Origin of the sequence: Duganella margarita (genome assembly GCF_009857535.1) — a bacterium.
Taxonomy (GTDB): domain Bacteria; phylum Pseudomonadota; class Gammaproteobacteria; order Burkholderiales; family Burkholderiaceae_D; genus Rugamonas; species Rugamonas margarita.
This window is the reverse complement of record NZ_WWCS01000012.1, coordinates 186,281-210,607: the sequence shown is the minus strand read 5'-3', so window position 1 is coordinate 210,607 and position 24,327 is coordinate 186,281. Positions and strand designations below refer to the sequence as shown.

Below are 24,327 nucleotides of genomic sequence, written 5' to 3'. Positions count from 1 at the left end.
GCCAGACGGCGCACAGCGCCACGGCGGCGATCGCGATCCAGGCGAATTGCGCTGGCGGCGCCGGCGCCACCGCCGCAGCGGCCGGCGCCGGGGCCGGCGGCAACGGCGCGTCGCGCCAGTAGACGCCGCACCAGAACAGCAAGGCCATCACCACGCCGAAGAACAGCCAGCCGTAGATCAGATGATCAATGCCGGCCGCCAGCTTCATGTCGCTCCAGTGTCCGATCAGCACCACCATGCAGGCGCGCAAACCGTTGGCGACGATCGGCAAGGCCACGGAGATGCCGATGAAAATCAGCCGCTTGCGCAGGCTGCGATAGTTGACCCCGGCGTACAGCATGCCGAGCGCGACCGAGGCGATCAGGTAGCGCAGGCCGCTGCAGGCGTCGGCCACTGCCCAGTTGCCGCTGGGCAGTGCGATAAAGTTGTTTTCGTGGAACACGGGTATGCCGGCCAGCCGCAGCAGCGCGACCGTGAAACGGGCGGTAAAATCGATCAGCGCCGGGATCAGCACTTCGCCAAACGGCACCGCCAGCAGCGTGTAGGCCAGCGGAAAGGCGATCGCCGTCGCCAGTGCCCGGCCCAGCACGGTGGCGACGGTGACGATGCCCATCAGTACCAGACAATATTGCTGCAGCACCTGGACGTTGGCGACTTCGGCCAGCAGCCACACCGCACCCAGCAAGGTCAGCAGCAGCAGGCCGGCGGGCCAGGGGCGGTGCGCGACGCCCTGCAACGCGGCGCGCTGGCGCCAGACCAGCCAGCCAGCCACCGGCAGGATCAGAAAGCCATGGTTGAAGGTCGCCGAGCGCCACCACAGCGCCACCATCGCTGCCGCGGTCGGCAGATGCATGCCGAGAATGGCGAGCAGGGCCAGCGCCAGCCAGCCGTGTTGCCAGCGCCGCGGCGGCCGTGGGCGCGGCGCGGCGGCCGGCCAGGGCGCGGACAACAGGGCGGCGCGGCCGGCAGTCATGGGGTGCGCTCCATTTCCGGCGGGGCGGCGAATTGCCCGTCCTGCACTCCCAGCACCTGGCCCAGCCTTTGCAGGTTGACGCTCCAGCGGTAATCGGCCAGGATGCGCAGGCGCGCGGCTCGGCCGATCTGGTCGTCTGGCGCGTGCAGCTGGCGGCAGGCGGCGCTGATGAATTCGGCGCCCCCGTTGGCGCAGATCACTTCCGTCCCGCGCGCGACGCTGAGGCCCTCGAGCGCCTGCGGCGAGGCGATCACGGTTTTCTGCATGGCCATCGCTTCCAGCACCTTGTTCTGCACGCCCCGGGCGACGCGCAACGGCGCCACCACCAGCGCCGCATGCTGCAGGTAGGGCCGCACATCGGGCACGGTGCCGCTGACCCGCACGCCGGGCAGCCGCAGCAGCTCGCGCACCGCCGCCGCCGGCCGCGAGCCGACGATGTGGAATTCCAGCTCGGCGTGCTGCGAGCGCAGCGCCGGCATCACGCGCTCGGCGAACCAGCCGACGGCGTCGATGTTGGGTTCGTAGTCCATGGCGCCGGTGAAGACGATGGCGCGGGCGGCGCCGAACGGCGATGGGTGCAGCGGCTGCGGCATGAAATAGGCGCTGTCCACACCGTTACAGTAATAATCGACTTTGGCGGCCGATTCCGGCGCGCGGCGCTTGAACAGGTCCGCTTCGGCGGGCGAGACCAGCAGCACGCGGTCGAATTCGGCCGCCGCCTGGCGTTCAAACTCCAGCAACAGCCGCCCTTCGCGCCGGTATAGGCCCGAGAGCGGCCAGGGTTTGTTGTCGGCGTAGCCATGCCATTTTTCCGAATCGACGTCGACCAGGTCCAGCACCCGCCACAACGGGCCGTGCGGCGTGCTGACGGGGACGTACTGCGCCATCGGCCCGGAATACGCAAGGCAGGCGGCGATCGGGCGGTCGGCCAGCGTCTTGTTGACCCAGCGTTGCAGCACGGCGTTGCGAAAATAAGGCAAGCTGAGGGCCTCGTCGCGCAACAGGGCCGACAGGCCGGACAGGCGCGCCCAGTGCGGCGGCATGCGCGCGAAACAGCTGCTGGCGCATTGCGCCGCCAGGTGATCGGCGTAGCCGCCGTCGTCGTCGTGTTCGAGGAAGGTGCCGAGGTGGACACGGAAATGCTGCCGCAAATATTGCAGCGCGTGATAGGCACGGATCTTTTCGCCCTTGTTGGGCGGATACGGCAGGCGGTGACAGAGAAAGAGCAAGTCCCGCATGGTGGCTATCCCAGTTGCCGCACGATATGCGGTCCAATCAGGTTGGCCACCGACAGCGGCAGCAAGCGCCAGGCTTTGATCAGCATCTGGTAGCGCGGGTTGAGCGGCTGGACTTCCTTCAGTTGCCCGGCGCGGTGCAGTTGATAGTCGTAGTGCAATGGCTCCGGCGCGAAGCCCCAGTTTTTTTTGAAGGCGAAGGCGCCGGTACCGTATTTGCTGCGGCCGAAATCGAACAGCGTGCAGCCGGTGGCGCAGGCGCGGCGCATGACTTCCCAATACATGAAGTCGTTGCCGGCGAGGCGCCGCGCCGGTTCGCCGCCGCCGCCGTAGTAAGGCAGGATCTGGTCGCGAAAGCGGAAGCTGAGCACGGCGCACACCGGACGGTCGGCGTGTTCGATGCACAGCACCTCGCAGTCGTCGCCAAACACCTGCTGCAGCAGCTGGAAATGGCGGCGGCTGAACATCGGCGTGCCGAGATGATGCATGCTGCGCGCGTAGCAGTCGAAAAAGCGGCGGGTATTGGTTTCCACGACGCTTGACAGGCCGGCCGCCATGCCCTTGCGCACCATCGCGCGTTGCTTGCGCGGAATCGCCAGCAGGTTGTGTTCGGCGTCGGCGTGCAGGCGCTTGCGGAACGTGGCGTAGGTGTCGCGGTGCAGCCAGTCGGCGTGGTAGGGCCGGCGGTGGCGGTATTCGAGGTGATCGACGCTCAGGCGCGTGGCCAGCTGTTGCGCGGCCTGGTCGACTGCGTCGGCGGCGGCCCGATTGTCGGCGGCAATGCCGCCGTAGACGCAAAATGGCAGCGAGCACAAGGTGTTGCCGAACCAGCGGCTGTTGATCTGCGCCAGCGGCAGCACGGCGTGAATGTCACCCTGTGGCGTCGCCGCATACATGAACCACGTGGCATGACCGAAACTGTCTTCCATGATCTGCTGCCAGCCGGCCCGGTGGAAGAAGGTGGCGTCCGGGCAGCGCAGAACGAAAGCGTCCCAGCGCGCGCGGTCCTGCGATCCCATCAGTCCGACGGTGTAGTGCGGCATCATGCGTGTTCCAGAAAAATATGGTCGATGCGTCCCCAGCGAAAGTCGCCCAGCAGCCGGTCGATGCGCGCTTCCATCCGACGCAGATTGAGGTAGTGGCGCAGCCGGGTCTTCAGGCTGATGCCGGACAGCACGGGCTGGCCGGGATCGAGTTCCCAAGGGTGAAAGTAAAATATGCCAGCTTGTCCGTCGTGCGAATTGATCCGGCGCAAAGCCCAGCGCGACGCGGCGTAGGGCAGCAGCCGGAAGTAGCCGCCGCCGCCGGCCGGCAGGTTGCGTCCCAGCAGGCGCACGGTGCTGACGGGGAGTTCCAGCAAGCCGTGCTCGCCACGCGGACGCCAGGCGAAACGCGGGGCGTCCGGCATGCCGTAGTGGTCATGGCGGATCGGGTAGATGCTGGAACTGTAGCGGTAGCCGGCCTGCAGCAGGCTGTCCAGCGCCCACAGGTTGCGCTGGCCGATGGAAAAGCTGGGGGCGCGGTAGCCTAGCACCGGCTGGCCGCTCAGTTGTTCCAGCAGGTGTTTGCTGCGGGTGATGTCGTGCGCGAATTGTTGCGGCGTCTGCTGGCTGGCGCGCTGGTGCGCGTAGCCATGGCTGGCCAGTTCGTGGCCGGCGCTGACGATGCGCCGCACCAGCGCCGGGTAGCGTTCGGCGATCCAGCCCAGCGTGAAGAACGTCGCATGGACGCCGTGGGCCGCCAGCATGCCAAGGATGAGGTCGACATTGCGCTCGACCCTGCACGGCATGGCGGGCCAGTCCGCCGGCGCGATGCGCGCAGCGAAGGCCGAGACCTGGAAGTAGTCTTCGACATCGACGGTCAGCGCGTTCATGGGCGCCGCTCCCGCCGGCTTTGCAGCCAGTTGGTGGTGGCGGCGGCGACGCGCCCGGCGGCCTGGCCGTCCCAGTACGGCGGGATGCGGCCCGATTTGCCGCCGAAGCGCAGGATGTCGCGGCACAGCGCCAGGATCACCGACGGATCGCGGCCGGCGATGGCGTTGCTGCCTTCGGTGACGGTGACCGGGCGCTCGGTGTTGTCGCGCAGGGTCAGGCAGGGCACGCGCAGCACGGTGGTTTCTTCCTGCACGCCGCCGGAATCGGTCAGCACCACGCAGGCGTGTTTCATCAGGCCCAGCATGTTCAGGTAGGACAGCGGCGGCAGACACGCCAGGCGCGGCACGTCCAGCATGCCGGCCAGCTCGTGCTGGTGCAACATGGCGCGGGTGCGCGGGTGCAGCGGGAACAGCACCGGCAAGTCGTCGCTGAGCTTGACCATGGTGGCCATCAGCGCGCGCAGGCGCCGCGGATCGTCGACATTCGACGGCCGGTGCAAGGTCAGCAGCGCGTAGGGGCCGCCGTCCGGCACGAAACCGGCGAGGTGGGCGTGGCGCAGCACCTCGGCCGCGCTGGGGGCTGCCGGGAGCTGGCGCAGCAACGTATCGATCATGACATTGCCGACGAAATGGATGCGCTGCGCCGGCAGGCCTTCGCGCAGCAGATTGCTGGTGGCGCTGGCCTCGCTGGTGAACAGCAGGTCGGACAGGTGGTCGGTCAGCACGCGGTTGATTTCCTCCGGCATGGCGCGGTCGAAGCTGCGCAGTCCGGCCTCGACATGCAGCACCGGAATATTGCGCTTGGCGGCCGTCAGCGCGCAGGCCAGCGTGGAATTGACGTCGCCCACCACCAGCACCGCGTGCGGCGCGGTCTGGGCCAGCACCGGTTCGAAGCGGCGCATCACTTCGGCCGTCTGCACCGCATGGCTGGCGGAGCCGACCTCCAGCCGGAAATCCGGCGCCGCCAGTTCCAGCGCGCCGAAGAACTGGCCGTCCATATCGGCATCGTAGTGCTGGCCGGTGTGGATCAGCACGGTTTCGACCTGGGTTTCGGGCGCCGCGAAGGCGCGCAACAGCGGCGCCATCTTCATCAAGTTGGGGCGGGCGGCGACCACGCAGGCGATACGGTATGGACGGGACATGACAGGCTCCGGTTAGAACGAGACGATCAGCGAGGCGCCGACGCCGTTTTCACGGTAGGCGCCGCCGGCGCTGCTGGTGTGGCGCACGTGGCGCAGGTCGGCGCTGGCGCTGACGCGGCTGGACAATTGCCGCGTCAGGCTCAGGGTCAGCGCGCTGTTGCGGTCCTCGCGGCCGGTGGTCAGCGACCGGGCGCGCGCGTGGCTGGCGCCGACGTTCAGGCCGCCGCGCGCCGACATGCGCCAGTTCCAACCGATCTGCAGGCTGGTCTGGCGGGTATGGTCAGTCAGGCTCAGCTGGTCGGGACCGAGCAGCACGCTGTCGATGGCGTTGGTGGTCTGGCCGCTGCGGTCGGTGCGGGACAGGTGCACCGCCAGCGCACTGCGCGCGGTGCTGTAGACGCCGGACAATTGTCCCTGCTTCTGCAGATAATAGCGGTGGCTGAAGAAGTTGACGTTGCCGTCCTTGCCCAGCATCTGCGAGATCGCCAGGAACACCTGGATGGTCTTCAGGCGCAGTTGCGGGTCGGGGATGCGGGTGGCCCACAAATCCCACAGGAAGTCGCTCAGCGCGTCCGGGCGGACACTGAAGAATTCGCCGTGGGTGGTGGTGATGTCCTCGTTGTAGCTGAGCGTCCAGAACATGCTGCGCAGGCGGTAGCTGGCGTCCAGCGCGTAGGTCTGACCGAAGAAGCGGTGGCCGATGCTGGCCGACACGCGGGTGCGCGGCGACGGCGTCCACACGCCGCCCAGCGTGCCGAAGCGGCCTTGCGGCTGGGCGCTGGCCGAGTGGTAGTCCTGCTTTTCATAGCCGGCGGTGGCGAACAGCGCCACGCTGCTGTTGAGCGGATAGCTGAGCGTCAGCGCGGCATTGCTCAGGGTGACCGGCGCCAGCGCGGCGTCGTCCATCTGGGTGCGCTGCAGGCTCAGGTCCCAGTTCGCGCCGCGCCCGCCGTTGTCGCCGGTCAGTTGCAGGCTGGCAGCGCGGCTGCGCACATCCAGCAGGCCGCCGCTGGCAGCGTGCTGGTAGTCGTAGCGCAGCACGGCGGTGGCCAGGCCGCGGAAGTAGTGGCGCAGATACGGGCTGATCGACTGGGTGCGGACGGTGCTGGAGTTGCGGTTGCTCAGGGCCGGATCGATCAGTTGTGGACCGAACGCGGAGACGTTCTGCTGGCTGATGCCGGCGCGGGCGTCGAGAAACAGCCAGTCGGCCAGCAACGCGGCGTGGCCGTTGGCGTCCAGTTGCTGGTTGCGGCGGTCGGGGCGGCGGGTGTAGGCCACCTGTTGCAGCGTGTATGCCAGCGTCAGCTGCAGGCGCGGGCCGTCGGTGCTGACCAGCACGCCCGGCGCGACTTCGGTGATGAACTGGCCGCGCGCCTGGTCCGGCGGGGCCAGGTTCATATTGTCGGTGTAGCTTTCCCGCAGCCGCAGCGTGGGGGTGATGTCCCAGGCGGCGCCGGTGGCCACGCCGGGCATGCTCAGCACGACGAGCATGGTCAGGCCGGGGGCGCCGCGCCGGCACAGCTTAATCATAATAACCATAATATTCGCTGCCTGGAAAGGCGCTGCTCTTGTTGTAGACCAGGTTGACGCTGGCGCACGGTTCGAGGTGGCGCAGCGCTTCCTTGACGGCGTGCTGGGTGGTGCGCTCGGATTCCACCACCAGCAGCACCTGGCCCATTTGCGCGGCCAGCACGCTGGCTTCAGTGGTCATCAGCAGCGGCGGCGAGTCGAAAATGACGATGCGATCGGCGTAGCGTTCGGCGATTTCGGTCAGCAGCCGGCTCATGCTGCGACTGGCCAGCAGCTCCGTGGCATGCTTGTTGGCGCGGCCGGCCGGCAGGATGCTCAAGGTCGGTACATTGGTTTTCAGAATCACGTCGGCCAGGCCGGTCTGGTCGCGCAGCAGGATGTCCATCAGGCCCGGTTCCGGCGGCAGGCCCAGCACTTTCAGCACCGACGGCCGGGCGACGTCGGCGTCCACCAGCAGCACGGTGATGTCCATTTCCATGGCGATGCTCATGGCCAGGTTGACCGCGCAATAGGTCTTGCCCTCGCCCGGCATGGCGCTGGTGACGACGATCAGATTGCCGTGGCGCAGGGCGGGTGCGGCGTCGCCGCCGCGCGCGTTGCGCAGCAGCGGCCGCTTGATCGTGCGGAAGTCTTCCGCTACCGCAGTGCGGCCGCCGTCCTGCGTCACCATGCCAAGCTGGTGCAGACGGGCGAGGTTGATCTCGACGTGGCGCGGCGGGGTGGACATGGCGGTCTCCTCAGCGCAGCATGGCCGACGCCAGCACGCCGCCATAGGCGACAAACAGGCAGCTCAGGGTGGCGCCAAACACGTAGTTACCCCGTTGCCGCTTGGCGCGTTCGGCCGGGGTCCAGTTCATGGCGATGGTGCCCAGCACCGGCAGGCCGCTGCGGTCGCGCAACTCCTGCGGACTGAGGAAGGTCGGCCGTACCTGGCTGATCAGCAGTGCCACCGCCACGCCGGTCAGCAGCGCGGCCCCCAGCGTGATGCTATACAGCAGTACCCGGTTGGGGCCGATCGGCGTCAGCGGCACGGTGGGCGGATCGATGATCTTGAACGACACCATCTCGGTAGTGGAACTGAGGTCGCCGGACAGCTTGGCGGCCTCGCGCCGGCCGATCAGTTTTTCGTAGTTTTCCTTGTTGATCTGGTAGTCGCGGTTGAGCTGGGCCAGTTCGGTCTCGATTTCCGGCACGGCGTTGGCCTGGCTCAGCAGACGCTGGTGGCGCAGCGTGTATTCCTGCACGCGCGCGCTGATGGCGGCGACGCGCGCTTCGGCCTCGGTCTGCGCCACCTTCAGCTGCTGCAACATGGGGCTGTAATTCTTGCCTGGATCGCTGTTTTGCTTGCGCTTGCTTTCTTCGACCTTGCGCGCCTCCAGCTGCGCCACCAGGCGCTTGGCGGCCACGATGTCCGGATGCAGCTCGGTGTATTGCATGCGCAGCGCGTCCAGGTTTTTGTTGAGGGCGGAAATGCGGCCGTCCAGATCCGGGTTGTCGATGGCGGCCGGATTGAGGTCGGCGCCAAGGATGGGCTCGTCTCCGGTGATCTGGTTGCTGATGGCGTTGCGGGCCTGTTCGGCTTCGGCCAGTTCCAGCCGGGCGGCGCTCAGCGCGTCGGACGATTGCATCAGCTGGCTGCTGTAGTCGGTGCCCTGGCGCGGCAGCAGGCCATTGTTTTTCAGGCGGAATTCCTTGACGCTGTTTTCCGCCGCCGACAGCTTGTCTTCGTACAGCTTGATCTGGTCGTCGATGAATTGCACCGCCTTGCGGGTATCGCCGCTCTTGCCCTTGAAACTGCCTTCGACAAAGATGGTCAGCAGCGATTGCACGACGTCGCGCACGATGCGCGGATTGCGGTGGTTGTAGGTGATGGTGTAAATGTCGAGGTTGCCCGTGCCGTTGATGCGGATCTTGTTCATCAGTTCATCGAGTTGCTGCTGCTGTTCGCGCGGCGTGCGGGCGCCGAGGTCGAGGTCGACCATGCGCATGACGCGCTCGACATTGGGACGGCTCAGTAAGGTACGGCTCATGATGGACACCTGCTGTTCGATGTTGGGCATGCTGGTCATGCCCGCCAGCAGAGGTTTGAGGATGCTTTGCGTGTCGACAAACACGCGCGCGGTGGTCTGGTAGTCGTCCGGCAGCATGGCCACCTTGGTCCAGCCCAGCACAGCCACCAGCCAGGCGGCGGAAACGGCGTACCAGCGATATTTCCAGATCCCTTTGAGGGCGGATACCAACTGGCTGATGAGCTCCTCCATATTGCAACTCTCCAGTAACGGACGGCAGGACTCAAAGTATATTTTTCTCAACTGGACAGTCGTTGAGGCAGATCAAGCAGAGGACGGCCAGATTTCTGAATCATGGCAATGAGGAGGAAATATCATGCGCGCGCTTGGTTCGTTTGGTTCGTTTGGTTCGTTTAGTTGCTGCTTGCTGCTCATGTTGCTGGCGGGTTGTGCTCATCGCGGCGGCGCGCTCGATGCGCCGCCGCCGGCGCCGCTGCAGGGCGATTACCAGATCGGCGCCGGCGACACGGTGAATATCAACGTCTGGCGCAATCCGGAGGTGTCGTTGAGCGTGCCGGTGCGGCCGGACGGCAAGATCACCACGCCGCTGGTGGAAGACTTGCAGGCGGCCGGCAAGACCGCCACCGAACTGGCGCGCGATATCGAAAAGGCGCTCGGCAAATACATCCAGCAGCCGATGGTGACGGTGATCGTGACCAGCTTTGTCGGCCCGTACACGCAGCAGATCCGGGTCATCGGCCAGGCGGCGCGGCCGCAGGCGCTGGCCTACCGCCAGGGCATGTCGCTGATGGATGTGCTGATCGCGGTCGGCGGCATTACGGACTTTGCGGCAGGCAACAAGGCCAACATCATCCGCACGGTGGACGGGCAACGCCTGAGCGTGCCGGTGCGCCTGCAGGATCTGTTGCGTGACGGCGATATTTCGGCCAATGTGGCGATACTTCCGGGCGATATCCTGGTGATACCGGAAGGGTGGTTCTAGCAGAGGTCAAAAAAATTATTTTCAAATTGCGGGAACTCTTCAACTCAGCGTGGTGTCTCATGAATACATCCACCTGATAGGAAGCCAACCGTGCACTATGACGATGCTATTGTTTCTTTCGAGGTCGAGAGCGAAATGCGCGACCTCGTTGTCGGCGAAGGTAAGGCCGAGGCCGCGTTAGACCACCCATTGGACCAGCAAATCTTTCACATCCGCATGGCCAATTCCCAGGGGCGACGCGAAGCAGCCAGCCTGCTGCTGAAAAAGATGTATGGCTGGCGGGGCTATTCAGTCGATCCCAGCGCGATTCATGCGCCCAACAAGATCACGCTGTTCGCCGAAACCGGCGGCGAGGTGGTCGGCACCATGTCGTTATGTCTGGACAATGGCGAGATCGGCCTGCCGGCCGATGACAATTTCCGCGACAAGCTCGATGACCTGCGCGGGCAGCGTCGTCGCCTGTGCGAACCATCCCGGCTGGCCATCGACAAAGGCGTGTCCAAGCGCGTGTTTGCCGCGCTGATTCATATTTCCTATATTTACGCCCGCAACATCCATGGTTATACCGACTACGTGATTGAAGTGAATCCGCGCCACGTAATGTTCTACAAGCGCATGCTGGGCTTCCGCGACTTTGGCGGTACCCGGGACTGTACGCGGGTGGGCGCGCCAGCCGTGCTGCTGCGGCTGGAGCTGGAGCATATGGGCGAGCAGATCCGCAAATTCGGCGGTCTGATGGAGCAGCACGGCAACGAGCGTTCGTTCTATCCGTATTTCTTCCCGATCTGGGATGAACCGGGTATCACTGGCCGTCTGTTGTCGGGGGCAACCTGAGATAGTTGGCCGGAATGGCGTAGGTAATGCCGCTGGGGGCGGTGATCGCCGATTCCTTCACGCCCTTGACGAACACCATGTTGACCACGCCGACCACCTCGCCGGTGGCCGGATCGAACAGCGGGCTGCCGCTGCTGCCGGGGTAGGCCGTGCCGTCCAGCTGGAACACGGCATAGACGGGCTTTTGCAGCAGCTGGGCGGTCTTGCCGTCGAGTTGGCGGGCGGTAATCGCCGGCGTGGCCAGCGGCGTGATGGCGGAGACGATGCAGCGGTGCGTCACATGGTTGAGGCCCAGCACCATGCCCAGCGGGAAGCCCATGAAGGCCAGCGCCTTGCCTTCGCGTACCTTGCTGGAATCGCCGACGCGCAGTGCCGGCAACGCGTTGCCTTTGGTGATGCGCAAGCGCGCCAGATCATGGTCCTTGTCCATGCCGATCAGTTCGGCGGCACGGAAGTGCGCGGTCTCGCCGCTGCGCACCAGCACGCCCAGCGTCGCGGTCTGGCCTTTGTTGACCAGATCGTTGACGACGTGCGCCGCGGTGACCACGGTGAAGCCGTCGCCGATGACGAAACCGGTGCCAATGAAGCTGACGGCCGGGCCGCGGGTTTGTTGCAGGCTGCCGATGCCCACCACCGACGGTTTGACTGCTTCAATGATCTGGATCAGGTCGTCGGCGTGGGCAGTCGTGGCGGTGAGCAGACTGAACAACAGTAACAGGCGGTGCACGATCGTCATGTCGGGGTCCTTGCTTGCAAAGCTGCCGCGCACAGCAATAGCGTCGCCAGCAGGGTGATTCGGGGTACATCGATCAGGCTGTCGAACAGCCCGACAATGAGGAAGGCGACCAGCGCGGCCAGCCAGGCGGTATCGCCACGCCGCAACAGTGCGGCACCCGCACTGAGCAGTAGGAGTGTGCAGCTGAGTACGCCTAGCCAGCCCATTTCGAAGTACAGGTTGAGGCCGAGATTCTTGATGTGCCACGGCAGGTGGTGGCGGTCGCTGCTGAAAAACCAGTAGTTGTTGGCGTCGGAAAAACTGCCGTTGCGCAGCAGTTGGTGGCCGTCAGGAACGCTACGCAGGCTGATGTTGTCGATATCGAGCACTGCGCGCTGGCCTTCTGCGGCGATTTCCAGCTTGACGGGGAGGCTGCCGCTGCCGAGCATGCCGGCATGCACGGGAAAGACGTAACGCTGCCAGCCCAGCCCGGGGGGAATCTGGCGCAGGGGCAGGGCCACGCAGCGTTGCGGATACAGCAGCTGCCGCTGGCACAGGTTCACTTGCAAAAAGCCGGGCGGCCCATTGTTCCAGACATCCACGCCCAGCGTGTATTGCTGGCCGGGCCTGATCTGCACCGCTTGCAGCAGGCGCAGCAGCTCTCCGTAGCCGGCTGCGTATTCGCCCGCCGCCAGCCGCAGATGGCGGTTGGGTCCTTGATCCACAAACTGATAGCTGGGCGGGACCTCGCGCTGGGGATTGCGCCAGAAATACGTCACCGGAAAAGTACCGAGGCCCATGCCCAGCCATTGTGTGGCGGTATCCTGATCCATCATCGCCAGCGTTTGTTGCCAGTGGCGCAAGCGGGCGGACCAGTCGCTGGTGACCGTGCTGAAGCGCTGGTTGACGTAGTAGCCGTGATAGATCGGTACAACCGGACTCAGTACCAGCAGGCCGGCCAGCACCATCGTGGGATGGCGCCGGTTGGCCGCCACCACGATCAGGCCGGTCAAGCACAGGAGCAGCGCGTAGGCGCGGTAGCCGGCAAGGCGGAAGGCGGCGTCCAGCGGCAGCAATATCGCAGCGCCGGCGACCAAAATGCGCGGCCGGCGCAGCACAGGGCCGGTCGCCAGCATGATGACGGCGACGGCCAGCGCCAGGTAGAGTCCGCGCGAAAATGTCGCCAGTCCGGCGTACAGGGCCAGCGGCAACAGCGTCAGAGCGGCGATGCTACGCAGCGGGGCGTGGCGTTCTGCCAGCCAGACTGCCAGCAACGGCGCGCTCAGTGCCAGATAGCCGTCCAGCGCGGCGCCGCCGGTATGCATGGCGGAAAACGGCGCGCTGATGCGGTAGTCGCTGGAAAAGTTCAGCAGTCCCGGAAACTGGACCCGTTCGCGGATGGCCGCAGCCGTCACCAGCAACAGGCCCAGCATCATGCCGGGCAGCAGATATTGGCGGATTCCCTGACATTGGGCGCCGGCGGCCTGGCGCAGCGGCGGCAGCAGCAGCAGCGCCCACAGCCAGCCTTTGGCGACACGCAAGGCGTTGGCGGGACTCAGGTAGTTGTTGAAGGTGTTGACGTCCACTGATGACAGTGGCCGCAGGCCGCGCCATAAGCCGATCGCGCAGGCCATCGCTAAGAAGCATAGCCCCAAACGGAACAGCAGCGGCCAGTGTGGCAGGTCGGCGCGATCGACTGACCAGCGCCAGTAGGTGATGGCGGCAGTCAGCATCAGCAGCAGATCGATTTCTTCCAAAAAGAACCAGCCGGTCAGCGGCGCCAGATCGAGTACCGGCAGCAGCGCGGGCAGGGCAAACAGCCACAGCGCTGGCCGCCACCAAAGCAGCGCCCCATAGGCGGCGAGGACGGCCAGCAGCCAGTGTCCGGCCAGCGGATAGACGGCCAGCGAGCAGCCGAGGCCGGCTAAGAAGGCGAGCGCCGCGGTCCTGGCGTAAGCGACGCTTAGCGACATAGGCTTTACTGCGCCAGCAAGCTGATGACGGCGTCGCGCCGCTCGAAGCCCTTGGCTGCCAGCAATGGCTCGAGCTGTTCGCGCGCGCCGCGCTTGTCGCCGGATCTGGACAGGGCCACACCATAGTGGTAGCGTATCTCGGTACTGTCCGGCACCTGCGCCGTGGCTTGCTTCAACAACGGCAGCGCCCGTTCCAGCTGGCCTTGCTCGACCAGAATCCAGGCCAGCGTATCGGAGACGGTGGCGCTGTTGGGCGCGATCTTGTGCGCCCTTTCCGCCAAATCCAGCGCGCGCGGGTCGCGTCTTTGCTGGTACAGCCACGCCAGATTATTCAGTGCCACCGGTTGCATCGGCACCTGCGCCAGCACCTGTTCGAATTGCGCGGCGGCCGCCGGATAGTCTTTCTGCGCCAACAGGCTGCTGGCAAAATACACCCGTGTGGTGACGTCGTTGGGGTGGCTGGCCAGCCACTGCTGCACGCGGGAGCGGGCCTGGTCGGTCTTGCCGGCTTGAATCAGCGCGCCGTACAGTGCCAGCAGGGACGGGCCGCTGGGTTGCTTGTCGTAAGCTTCCTGGTACAGCTTCAGCGCCTTGTTCAGTGCCTGCGCCGCGCCTTCCTTGTCGTTGACTTCGGCACGCGCGCCGGCCAATTGGTGTTGTATCAGCGCCGAGTTCGGTTGCAGCGCGGCCAGCTTGCTCCAGTTGTCCAGCGCGGCGTCGCTTTGCCCGACGCGCGACTGCAAGGCCGCGACCAGCGTCACGACTTGTGGCTGGTTGGGATTGGTGGCCAACAACTTCTGTCCCAGCAGCAGCGCCTTTTGCACCTCGTTGTTGCGGGCGTAAAACTGTGCCAGTTTCATCGACGGGTCGAGCGCATCCGGCTGCACCTGCGCAGCCCGCTCCAGCCACGCCTGCGCCTGCTTCAGCTGTCCCTGGCTGATGGCGAAATCGCCCAGCGCGGTCAGCAGATCGACATTGTTCGGATGCCTGGCCAGCAAGGCTTCCATGCGCTTGCGGGCGGCCTCGGGCTTTTTCTCCTTCAAATCCATATTGCTCAGGTTGTCCAGCGCGGGAATAAACAGTGGATCGATCGCCAGTGCGCGCTCAAAGCTGGCGCGCGCGGCAGGGAGATCCCTGGTCATCAGCAGCACGCCGCCTTTGAGGTTTTGCACCATGGGATTCTGCGGCGATTGCGCCTCCAGCCGCTTAACTGTGGCCAGCGCCTTGTCGAATTGCCGGCTACGTACCTGGCTCAGCACCAGCAAGGTGGCGACGCGCGATGATTTACTGTCCAGTCCGGCTGCGTGTTCCAGTTCCGCCACGGCGCGGTCGTTGTCACCCAGCCCCATATGACTCATGGCCAGCGCCGCGTACACCATCGGCGCCTGCGGCGACAACTTGCTGGCGCGTTCAAAATACTCTGCGGACTTGCCGTACTGCCGCAAACGCATGTATAACTCGCCGGCCAGCGACATCATTTCCGGGTCCTGCTGCTGGCTGTCAAACATCGGCTCGACAATCGCCAGCGCCTGTTGCGGCGCGCCGCTGTTGAGCAGCGTGGACGCCAACAGCTTGCTGGCGTAAGGATGGCCTGGATTTGCTTCCAGAAATTTACGCAGATACTGTTCCGCCTGCGTGTAAGAACCCTTGCTGCGCAATACTGCTCCCATCAGCAGATTGCTGGGCAGATGTTCCGGCGCCGCACGCAGCACCATCGCCAGATGATCTTGCGCCGCCGTCATTTTGTTTTCACGAAATTCCAGCAAGGCCAGCGTGTAGATCAGCATCAGGCTGTTGGGCTGCGCCTGACGGGCGATGCTGAGTTCCTTGCGCGCCTCGGCCAGCTTGCCTGATTGAATGTAGAGATTGGCGATGTCGACATGTGGCTGCAACTGCACCGGCCGCAACTGCAAGATGCGCTGGTAGGCCAGCAGCGCCTCGTCGTTTTTGTTCAACATGCGCAGGATATCGCCTTTGAGCCGTAGTCCGTCGAGGTTGTCGGGTTGCTGGGCCAGCACTCTCTGCACCTGCGCCAGCGCATCTTCCTGATTGCCTTCCAACAGTGCCAGCCTTGCCAGGCCCAGCAGCGCTGGCGGACTATCCGGATGGCGCAGCATGATTTGCGCGAATGCCGCCCGTCCTTCCTCCAGCCGGTTCAAGCCGAGCAGCGCATGACCGCGCAAGGCCTGCGATTGCGGTTGCTGCTCGTCGGCGGGCAGGTCGTCCAGCAATTTTTGATATTGCCCGAGTTGCAGCAGCGCCTTGCCCAGCAGCGGCCGTACCGCACCGGGATTGACGCCCAGTTCCAGCGCGCGGCGCAGTTCCTTCTCGGCAGACTGCACGTCGCCGGTATCCAGATAGAGCTGGCCCAGCAGCAGGCGCGCATGGCCGTTGGACGGCGCTTGCTGCAACGCGTTCTTCAACTGGATCACCGCCGCCTTGGACTCGCCGCGCGCAATGTACTTATTGGCTTCCGCCATCAGCTCATTGTCGCTGTGCGTGCGGCTGCAAGCGGCAAGCAACAGCACCATCCACCATACCCGCAGCAACGCCATGACCATCTCCTCGAAAACCCTAGAGTAGGAACGATCGGCGCGGCACTCGTTGATCGACCTCAAACGGCCGAGCAAAAGGCGCTCGTAGAATCGCTGGACGCAGGTAATGAACACTCTTGAGCGAGGTGCCGAAATGGAAGTGGTTGCTGTGGTCGGACTGGGATATGTGGGCTTGTCGCTGGCGGTGGCGTTTGGCATGCGCCGCCGCACCATCGGCCTGGACCTGTCGGCGCGCAAGGTGGCGAGTTACCGGCGCGGGCTCGATCCGGCCGGCGAAGTCAGCGCGGCGCAATTCGCCGCCGCCCGCTGGCTGGAAATGGGCTGCGATCCGGTGGCGCTGGCCGAGGCCGACTACATCATCGTGGCGGTGCCGACGCCGGTGGACGAGGCGCACAATCCGGATTTCAGCGCGTTGACGGCCGCCAGCCGCGCAGTGGGTCAGCATATGAAGGCCGGCGCGGTGATTGTCTACGAGTCCACCGTGTACCCCGGCGCCACCGAAGAGATTTGCATCCCGCTTCTGGAGCAATGCTCGGGCCTGCGCTGGCAACGCGACTTCCACGTCGGCTTTTCGCCGGAACGCATCAATCCGGGTGATCAGGAACACCGGCTGTCGACCATCCGCAAGATCGTGTCAGGCGACGACGCCGACACGCTGGCGCGGGTTGCCGCGTTGTACGAAGAAGTGGTGGCGGCGGGCGTCCACCGCGCCTCCAGTATCAAAGTGGCCGAGGCCGCCAAAGTCATCGAAAACACCCAGCGCGACCTGAATATCGCGCTGATGAACGAGTTGGCGATCATCTTCGACCGGCTCGACATCGACACATTGGAAGTGCTGCAAGCGGCCGGCACCAAATGGAATTTCCTGCCGTTCCGGCCCGGCCTGGTGGGCGGGCACTGCATCGGCGTCGACCCGTATTATTTGACCCACAAAGCCGTGATGCTGGGCTACCACCCGGACGTGATCCTGGCCGGGCGCCGCATCAACGACAGCATGGCCAAGTTTGTTGCCGAGAAGACGGTCAAGGAAATGGTGCGCGCCGGCTTCAAGCTGAAGGGGTGCCACGTCAACGTGCTGGGCCTGACGTTCAAGGAAAACTGCCCGGATTTGCGCAACTCCAAGGTGGGCGACCTGATCCGTGAACTGGAATCCTACGGTTTGCAGGTGCACGTGCACGATCCGGTGGCCGACGCCGACGAGGCCCTGCACGAATACGGCGTACGGCTGGAGGCGTGGGACGACTTGCCGGCCGCCGAAGCGGTGATCAGCGCGGTCGCCCATCGCGAACTGGCGGCGCGGCCGCTGCGCCAGATGCTGGACAAGATCGCCCCCAGCGGCTGCTTCATCGACCTGAAATCGCAATTTGACCCGGCGCCGCTGCGCAGCAGCGGCCGCAGCGTGTGGAGGCTGTGATGAGCGACTACGACAACGGCACCCCCGCCACCAGTGCCTACCAGCTGGCGCGCGAACGGCTGCAAGGCGAGCAATACCGCTGGGTGATCACCGGCGTGGCCGGCTTCATCGGCTCCAACCTGTTGCAATCGTTGCTGGAACTGGGGCAGCGCGTGGTCGGCGTCGACAATTTCCTCACCGGCTACCGCCACAATCTGGATCAGGTGCGGGAACTGGTCGGTCCGCTCGCCTGGCGCTGCTTCGACCTGATCGAGGGCGATGTCCGCGACAGCGCGGTCTGCCGCCAGGCTTGCGATCGCGCCGATTACGTGTTGCATCAGGCAGCGCTGGGTTCGGTTGGCCGCTCGCTGGCCGATCCCTTGCTGTGCAACGACATCAACGTCACCGGCCAGCTCCAGATGCTCGACGCCTCCCGGCATGCCGGCGTGCGGCGCATGGTGTATGCCGCCTCCAGCGCCAGCTACGGCGACCATCCCGGCCTGCCCAAGGTCGAACAGCACATCGGGTGCGCACTGTCGCCGTATGCGCTGACCAAGCACATCAACGAACTGTATGCCGGCGTGTATGCGCGCTGCTACAACCTGGACGCCATCGGCCTGCGCTATTTCAATGTCTTCGGTCCGCGCCAGGACGCCAACGGCGCCTATGCCGCCGTGATTCCGCAGTGGATCGCAGCCATGATCGACCAGCGCCCGCTGGTCATCAACGGCGATGGCGAAAGCAGCCGCGACTTTTGCTATGTCGCCAATGCGGTGCAGGCCAACCTGCTGGCGGCGCTCACCGACAAGCGGGCCGCCGTCAACCAGGTCTACAACGTGGCGCTGAATTCGCGGACCAGCCTCAACGAGCTGTATCTGCTGTTGCAGGAGCTGCTGGTCGAACGCCACACGCATCTGCGCGATTACCAGCCGCACTATGCGCCGTTCCGCGCCGGTGACGTGCGCCATTCCCAGGCCGACATCAGCAAGGCCGTCAGTCTGCTCGGCTATGCACCGACGCATGATTTACGGCGCGGGCTCAAGCAGGCCTTGCGCTGGTACGAGCAGAATCTGGCGAAGTGACCTGCAGCGTGCGCGGCGTGCCGCGAAAATCCACCGTGTGCAGCGTGACCGGGCGGCGCCAGACGGCCGCCACGTAATGCATGACTTGCTCGGCTTGCGCCAGCTCCAGGCCACGACCGTCGCGGGCGTGGTCGTGGCGCAGCACCAGGCTGAAATCGTCATCGATGCGCTCGGCAAAGATGCATGGCGCGCCGTAGTTGTACTTGGGGCCGAGTATGGCTTCGTGTACGTCGTGGATATCGCGGCTGAGCACGCGGGTTTCACCGTCGCTGTGGGCCTGGTAGCTGAACAGGTCCAGTTTCTCCGCCAGTTGGGCGGTCAGGTGGTTGCGGATGAAACCGAAATCGTCTTCCTCGGCGCAGATGCGCCGGGCGGCGTCCAGACCTTCCCGCTCGATGATGTCTTCCCAGATCGTAAAACCAAGGTGGTAAGGGTTGATGGCCAGCGCCAGTTGCTGCTCGTTGCCATAGGGCCGCACCACGTCGGAATGCACGCGCAGGGCTTGCAGATACAGCTCCTGCGGCAGGAAATCCGCCTCGCGCAGCAAGCGCGCGTGCCAGTAGGAAGCCCAGCCTTCATTCATGATCTGGCAGGCGTGGACGGGGAAGAAATAGAACGCCTCTTCGCGTACCGCCAGGAAGATATCGCGCTCCCAGTCCTTCAGCTCCGGCGCGTAGCGGGCCACGAACCACAGCAGATCCTGCTCCGGATACGGTGGAAGCTGGCGCCGCGCCGGTTTCTGCGGGGCAGGGGCGGACTCGCCTGGCAAACCGTGGTATCGACGGCGAAACTCGTCGCTGGCGGGCGGTGCGGCCGTCTCGGCGCTCTGCTCCGGATAGGGCGGGCGATACAGCGGTTGATGAATGTCGATGTGCGGTTCCAGCGCCAGCGCCGCATCCAGCACGGATTCGACCGCTTGCTGGCCATGGCGCAGCAGCGCATCGTCCAGATGATGGGCGCGGGCGGCGCTTTGTTCGAGGATATGGCCGCCCGCCATGCGCATAAAGCGCGCAAACAGCGCGTTGCGCTTGACGAAGTCGGCGTGGCCGATCACGTGCGCCGTCACCAGCGCGTTTTCGGCCAGGGAGTTGCGGTCCATCATGTAGGCACGGCAGGGGTCGCCGGGGAACATCACTTCAAAGATGCGCGAATGGCCCATGTGCTGGTGCAGCAGCTGGTGGATGTAGCGCAGGCCGAACGACCAGTGATGCATGCGCACCGGCATGCCGTAGACGGCGATTTCCAGCATGAAATTCTGCGGTACCAGCGCAAAGTCCACCGGATAATAATCCAGACCCAGTGCGGCGGCCAAGGGATGCAGCTTGGCGGTGTAGTCGTCCAGATTCACGATGCCACCTGCTGCATCAAAAACTGGCGTATCGCCGTAAACACATCATCGCCATCGGCCAGCACGGCGCTGGACATGGGCAAACCCTGGCGCTCGCGCTCCTTCCACAGGCGGCCCATTTCCGTCTCCTGGGTGCGCGGCATGCCGGGCAGGGTTTCGACGTAGGCCAGATAATTGAGCTGCGTGGCCAGCGATTTCAGCAGGACGCTGGCGGCGGCGCGGTCCTCGGAGAAGTTATCGCCGTCGGAGGCGTAGAACAGGTAGCTATTCCAGTTGGATCGGTCATAGTGACGCTGGAGCAATTCCAACGCCAGCTGGAAGCCGGTGGATGCGAGGGTGCCGCCCATGCCGCTGGTCTCGAAGAAATCGCCTTCGTTGAACTCCCAGGCTTCGGCGGCATGCGCCAGGAAGCGGGTTTCGATCTTGTGGTATTGACGGCGCAAGCCTTGCAGGGCCAGGAAGAAAAAGGTCTTGGCCAGCCGGCGCTCGTTGACCGTCATGCTGCTGGACACATCCAGCATAAAAAACACCACCGCGCTGCTGCTGGGCTTGGGCTGCCGTACCAGTTGCCGGAAGCGCAGGTCGTCATTGGTGAAGGGCGTCGGCCGTGTCTGCACCGCGCGGCGCTTGATGGCTTCCTTGATGGTGCGGCGACGGTCCAGGCGCGACGCCGCGCCGCGCTTGTCCCATCCGGCGCGCACCACGTCGGGATCGTCGAGCGAAGCCTTGCCGCGTGGCGCCAGTTGCGGCAGGTGCAGGTCTTCCCATAGCCATTCCATGATGTCATCCATGGAAAATTCCAGCAGCAGCGTGACGGCGCCGCCGTCGTTGCCGGCGCCGTTGTCGTCCTCATCGAAGTAGGGCGAGCGCAGGATGTCGCCCGGCTGGCCCGATCCCTGGCCAGCACCGGTCGTGCTATGTTCGTCCGACAGCCGAAACCGGGCGTGCTCCAGCAGCTTGAGCGGCACCTGCACGCGGTGCTCGCCGATGCCGCTCATCAGGTCCGGGCCGGACAGCGCCTCCGGCAGGTGCTGGCGGACGGCTTCGCGCACCTTGTCGTTGTGGCGCAGCCAGTCGCGCGAGCCGCGTGAGAACAGGTCATACCAGTCGTTGCGCATATCACTCCTGTGCCAGCAGCGTGGTGACGTAGCTCAGCGCTTCGCGCGCACAATGGCCGTCGTAGCCGTATTCGTCCACCAGCCGCTGCTCGACAGCGGAAATCTTGGCGCGCACCTCGTCGTCCGGCCGCTTGGACGAGCTGACCAGCCTTAGCACATCGCGCCGCTGCTCGAACAGATACTGTTGCAGGGCGTCGCGCAACTGCGCATGACTGCCGAGCCCGAAGCGCTCGCCGCGCTTGTAGGCGCTCATGGCCTTGCGCACCACCTCCTGCCGGAACGACTGCTTGCCGGAATCGGAAATGTGGATTTTTTCTTCCACCGCGCGCAGAAAACGCTCGTCCGGCCGCCGCTCCTCGCTGGTGATCGGATCCTTGACCTGGCGGTTGTCGAGCATGGCTTCGACTTCGTCCAGGTATTTGTCCAGCAGGTCGGACACTTCCTGCTCAAACGAGACGAACAAGGCCTTGTGGACGTCTTCCTTGACCCAGCGGTTGTAGAACTCCTTGCGTGTCAACACCAGGTAATCAATCCAGCGCCGCTTGCGCGACGATTCGATGCGGGCGTCGCTGTCGATGGCGTCCTTCAGCGCCAGTAGCAAATCCATGGTGCTGATGCTCTTGCCCGCAGACTGGATAATGGCGTGCGACAAGCCGTTGATGACGAACCGCGGCGACACGCCGGACAAGCCTTCGTCCGGCGAACGCTCCTTGTTGCGCACGCGCAGCGCCTCGTTGTGGTGCATGCCGTCGACGTCCTCGCCGGCGTGGATGCGCACGCGCCGGGCCAGGTCGGTGTCGCGCTCCTCGCCTTCGTGCAGGCGGCTCAGTACGGCAAACACGGCCGCCGCATGCAGCACATGCGGATCGAGATGGACGTCGCGGAAGGCCGGCGCCGACAGGATCAGCTTGCGATAAATGCGCGCCTCCTCGCGGTAGCTGAGGGTGTAGGGCACTTGCACGATGACCATGCGGTCCAGCAGTCCCTCGTTTTCGCTTTCCTGCAGAAACTTGCGAAATTCTGCCAGGTTGGTGTGGGCCAGGATGGTTTCGTCCAGATAAATCAGCGGAAAGCGCGCGACCTTGACGTTCTTTTCCTGCGTCAGCGTCAGCAACAGGTAGAGGAATTCGCGCTTCACTTTGAGGATCTCGATCATTTCCAGCAGGCCCCGGCTGGCCGCGTACACGGTGCCGGACCACGACCACGCGCGCGGATCGCCTTCGTCGCCATACTCGGCCACGCGCGACAGGTCGACCGAGCCGACCAGGTCGGCCACATCGGCCGTATTCGGATCATGCGGCGCATAGGTGCCGATGGCGCTGCGGCCAGCCTCGGAGATGAAGATGCGCTCGACCGGCATCCGCAGGAAGTCGCCGCCCAGCTCATGCTCCAGCCGCATGCGGCAATAGGGGCACAGCTCGCCGACCACATCCACGCCATAACTGTCGCGAAAGCCGGCGCGCAAGGTGTGCGGCACCAGGTGCAGCGGCGACTCACGCACCGGACAGCCGGCGATGCCGTACAGGGCGCCGGCGTCGGTATAACTGTATTCCTCCAGCCCGCGCTTGAGACGGATCACCAGCGTGGATTTGCCGCCCGATGGCGGTCCCAGCAACAGCAACAGGCGCCGGCCCACCTCAGACCCGGCCGCCGCCGCCTTGAAATAATCAGCCACGCGGGCGAGGGCGTCATCGATGCCGAACAGCTCGTCGGCAAATAGCGAACAGCGCAGCTTGCCGTCGTCGCCCTCCTTGCCGCTCCAGCGCAGCATGTCCCAGATGTATTGATGCGACGAGCGGGCCAACTGGACCGGGGCCCGCGGCAGCACCTGCTCCACGAACTCGGCAAAACTGCCGCGCCAGTGGCCGGCGCGGTGCTGCTGCGTGAAGGCGCGCAACTGGTCGCGAAATGCCTCCTGGGATTGTGTCTGTTCCATCGTCGCCTGTCCTCCGCAATGTGGGAGTATCGGCGCTCGGGCGGTGACTCAGATGATCTGCCTCAAATGAAAAAGGGGAACTTTTACGCGGTGCGGTCCCATGGTGGCGTGCCGGCCAGTTCCTGCACCAGGAAATCAATCATTACCCGCACCTTGGCGCTCAGGTGACGGCGGCTGGGGTAGATCGCCAGCACATCCATATCCGGCATGCGGTACTCCGGCAGCACGCGTTGCAGACGGCCCGCGCGCAGGTCGGCGCCAACCAGGAAGGTGGGCTGCCAGATGACGCCAAGCCCGCCCAGCGCGGCGGCGCGGGCGGTGTCGCCGTTGTTGGTGTGCATCACGCACGGCATCTTGACCGTCTGCGTCTGGCCGCTGGCGTCCAGCATCGGCCAGTCATCGGCGTTGGCGGCATAGCTGTAGCCGATACCATCGTGCTGCAACAGGTCGGCCGGCGTCTGCGGCATGCCGCGCTGCCGCAGGTAGTCCGGCGACGCGCACAGCACATTCTGCGAGGTGGCCAGCTTGCGGGCGACGTTGGCGGTGGAACCCGCGCGCGAGATGCGCACCGCCATGTCGTAGCCTTCCTCGACAATATCAACCACACGGTCGATCAGCGACACGTCCAGCCGCACCGCGGGATACAGCCGCATGAACTTGGCCCACAGCGGCGCCAGGTGCAGCACGCCAAAGCTCAGCGGGGCGTTGATGCGCAATACGCCATGCGGCTGCAGGGTGACCGACGAGACGATCGCTTCCGCCTCGGCGACATCGTCCAGAATCGATTTGGCGCGCTCAAACAGCGCCTCGCCGCTGGCGGTCAGCGACATCTTGCGCGAACTGCGGTTCAGCAGCCGGGTTTGCAAATGCGCTTCCAGGTCACCGATGTAGCGGGTGACATTGGCCGGCGAGGTGTCCAGCGCTTCGGCCGCGCGGGCAAAGCCCTCGCGTTTGACGACTTCCACAAATACTTCCAGCGCGCGCAGACGGTCCATGCCTCACCTCAAAAGAAAAAAGCCGCAACACCGGAGGGTGGGCGGCTCGGTCATTGACGGCGCGACGGGCTTAGTGCGCGACGTAGTTGGCGGTGGTGGCTTCCTTGATCACGCGGCTGGCGTTGAGCGCCGCACCGGCGCTGCCGACGCTCGCGGCGTTGCCGGCCCCGTGCGACATGCCGACCAGGCCGACCGCGGCCTGGGCGTCGCCAGCGCTGGCGGCGCGCTCGAACAGCTGCATCGCTTCGCGGCGCTTGTCGGGTTGCGCCAGATAGCGCAGCGCCAGCTCCCGCTGGGCCACCGGCGAACCCTGGTCAGCCCATTCCTGCAAACGGCGTTCGGCAGCGGGCTGGCCGGAAGGGCTAAGTTGCATGGCGGCCGCTTCAATCACCGTCGACGATGGAATTGCATCCTCTTGAGCCTGGCACGCTATCAAAGCGCCGACGATGACCAGCACCGCAGAGACCAATACGCCAGACTTGTTGAATAATTCCATACATTAGACCCTTGTAGTAAAGCTATCGCACACCGCTTCGAAAAATCGATGCGTTGCACCATTATACTTGCGTTTGAGCAAATTGTCGATTACGCAATAACTTGCGAAATGAAATGA

General features: G+C 64.9%; 20 protein-coding genes. 4 read left to right on the top strand and 16 right to left on the bottom strand.

Annotated features, from left to right (window positions below):
- The 8 genes from xrtA to GTP55_RS19130 all read right to left on the bottom strand — a co-directional run.
- Positions 1-973 (bottom strand): exosortase A (xrtA, locus tag GTP55_RS19165; protein ID WP_161046442.1); only part of this gene is annotated, 973 nt, incomplete at its 3' end.
- Entirely contained in the window at positions 970-2,211 is a 1,242-nt protein-coding gene (locus GTP55_RS19160; RefSeq protein WP_161046441.1) for a TIGR03087 family PEP-CTERM/XrtA system glycosyltransferase, read from the bottom strand. The genes GTP55_RS19160 and xrtA, both read right to left, overlap by 4 nt.
- Before the next feature lie 5 nt (positions 2,212-2,216).
- Entirely contained in the window at positions 2,217-3,254 is a 1,038-nt protein-coding gene (locus GTP55_RS19155) for a FemAB family XrtA/PEP-CTERM system-associated protein (protein ID WP_202423785.1), read from the bottom strand.
- Positions 3,251-4,081: an XrtA system polysaccharide deacetylase gene (locus GTP55_RS19150; RefSeq protein ID WP_161046440.1), complete on the bottom strand. Its 831-nt coding sequence runs from the start codon at positions 4,079-4,081 to the stop codon at positions 3,251-3,253. The genes GTP55_RS19155 and GTP55_RS19150 overlap by 4 nt, the downstream gene beginning before the upstream one ends.
- Positions 4,078-5,223 (bottom strand): non-hydrolyzing UDP-N-acetylglucosamine 2-epimerase, encoded by a 1,146-nt coding sequence (gene wecB / locus GTP55_RS19145; RefSeq protein ID WP_161046439.1) that lies wholly within the window; start codon positions 5,221-5,223, stop codon positions 4,078-4,080. Before wecB ends, GTP55_RS19150 begins: the two co-directional genes overlap by 4 nt.
- Before the next feature lie 12 nt (positions 5,224-5,235).
- Complete coding sequence (locus GTP55_RS19140; protein ID WP_161046438.1) at positions 5,236-6,762, bottom strand: TIGR03016 family PEP-CTERM system-associated outer membrane protein; 1,527 nt, start codon at positions 6,760-6,762, stop codon at positions 5,236-5,238.
- Positions 6,746-7,480 carry an XrtA-associated tyrosine autokinase gene (locus GTP55_RS19135; protein ID WP_229258045.1) on the bottom strand — a complete coding sequence of 245 codons (735 nt, stop codon included), beginning with the start codon at positions 7,478-7,480 and terminating at the stop codon, positions 6,746-6,748. The genes GTP55_RS19140 and GTP55_RS19135 overlap by 17 nt, the downstream gene beginning before the upstream one ends.
- A 10-nt stretch (positions 7,481-7,490) precedes the next feature.
- Positions 7,491-9,014 (bottom strand): XrtA system polysaccharide chain length determinant, encoded by a 1,524-nt coding sequence (locus tag GTP55_RS19130; protein WP_161046437.1) that lies wholly within the window; start codon positions 9,012-9,014, stop codon positions 7,491-7,493.
- Between the two features lie 124 nt (positions 9,015-9,138).
- Here GTP55_RS19130 and GTP55_RS19125 point away from each other — a divergent pair, with 124 nt between their 5' ends.
- A complete protein-coding gene (locus GTP55_RS19125) occupies positions 9,139-9,765 on the top strand; it encodes an XrtA/PEP-CTERM system exopolysaccharide export protein (RefSeq protein WP_161046436.1) in 627 nt (208 codons plus the stop codon).
- Positions 9,766-9,900: 135 nt separating this feature from the next.
- Positions 9,901-10,599: an N-acyl amino acid synthase FeeM domain-containing protein gene (locus tag GTP55_RS19120; protein WP_161046435.1), complete on the top strand. Its 699-nt coding sequence runs from the start codon at positions 9,901-9,903 to the stop codon at positions 10,597-10,599.
- Here the strand turns inward: GTP55_RS19120 and GTP55_RS19115 are convergent.
- From GTP55_RS19115 to prsT, 3 genes are read right to left on the bottom strand one after another with little or no spacing between them, the layout of a single operon-like run.
- Positions 10,568-11,335 carry a S1 family peptidase gene (locus GTP55_RS19115; RefSeq protein WP_161046434.1) on the bottom strand — a complete coding sequence of 256 codons (768 nt, stop codon included), beginning with the start codon at positions 11,333-11,335 and terminating at the stop codon, positions 10,568-10,570. The genes GTP55_RS19120 and GTP55_RS19115 overlap by 32 nt on opposite strands.
- A complete protein-coding gene (locus tag GTP55_RS19110; RefSeq protein WP_161046433.1) occupies positions 11,332-13,287 on the bottom strand; it encodes a hypothetical protein in 1,956 nt (651 codons plus the stop codon). The genes GTP55_RS19115 and GTP55_RS19110 overlap by 4 nt, the downstream gene beginning before the upstream one ends.
- Positions 13,288-13,292: 5 nt before the next feature.
- A complete protein-coding gene (prsT, locus tag GTP55_RS19105) occupies positions 13,293-15,842 on the bottom strand; it encodes an XrtA/PEP-CTERM system TPR-repeat protein PrsT (RefSeq protein WP_161046432.1) in 2,550 nt (849 codons plus the stop codon).
- 133 nt (positions 15,843-15,975) lie between these two features.
- Here prsT and GTP55_RS19100 point away from each other — a divergent pair, with 133 nt between their 5' ends.
- Positions 15,976-17,256 carry a nucleotide sugar dehydrogenase gene (locus GTP55_RS19100; protein ID WP_161046431.1) on the top strand — a complete coding sequence of 427 codons (1,281 nt, stop codon included), beginning with the start codon at positions 15,976-15,978 and terminating at the stop codon, positions 17,254-17,256.
- Positions 17,256-18,317 (top strand): SDR family oxidoreductase, encoded by a 1,062-nt coding sequence (locus GTP55_RS19095; protein WP_161046430.1) that lies wholly within the window; start codon positions 17,256-17,258, stop codon positions 18,315-18,317. Before GTP55_RS19100 ends, GTP55_RS19095 begins: the two co-directional genes overlap by 1 nt.
- Here GTP55_RS19095 and GTP55_RS19090 read toward each other — a convergent pair.
- The 5 genes from GTP55_RS19090 to GTP55_RS19070 all read right to left on the bottom strand — a co-directional run bounded on the left by GTP55_RS19090 (position 18,274) and on the right by GTP55_RS19070 (position 24,210).
- Positions 18,274-19,665 carry a SpoVR family protein gene (locus tag GTP55_RS19090; protein WP_371868384.1) on the bottom strand — a complete coding sequence of 464 codons (1,392 nt, stop codon included), beginning with the start codon at positions 19,663-19,665 and terminating at the stop codon, positions 18,274-18,276. The two genes, GTP55_RS19095 and GTP55_RS19090, sit on opposite strands and share 44 nt — an antisense overlap.
- Positions 19,662-20,783, bottom strand: a complete 1,122-nt coding sequence (locus GTP55_RS19085) for a DUF444 family protein (protein WP_161046429.1) — start codon at positions 20,781-20,783, stop codon at positions 19,662-19,664. The genes GTP55_RS19090 and GTP55_RS19085 overlap by 4 nt, the downstream gene beginning before the upstream one ends.
- A 1-nt stretch (position 20,784) precedes the next feature.
- Positions 20,785-22,719, bottom strand: coding sequence for a serine protein kinase (locus tag GTP55_RS19080; protein WP_161046428.1), 1,935 nt, complete (start codon positions 22,717-22,719; stop codon positions 20,785-20,787).
- Between the two features lie 83 nt (positions 22,720-22,802).
- Entirely contained in the window at positions 22,803-23,714 is a 912-nt protein-coding gene (locus GTP55_RS19075) for a LysR family transcriptional regulator (RefSeq protein ID WP_161046427.1), read from the bottom strand.
- 70 nt (positions 23,715-23,784) lie between these two features.
- Positions 23,785-24,210: a hypothetical protein gene (locus GTP55_RS19070; protein ID WP_161046426.1), complete on the bottom strand. Its 426-nt coding sequence runs from the start codon at positions 24,208-24,210 to the stop codon at positions 23,785-23,787.
- Between the last annotated feature and the right edge of the window lie 117 nt (positions 24,211-24,327).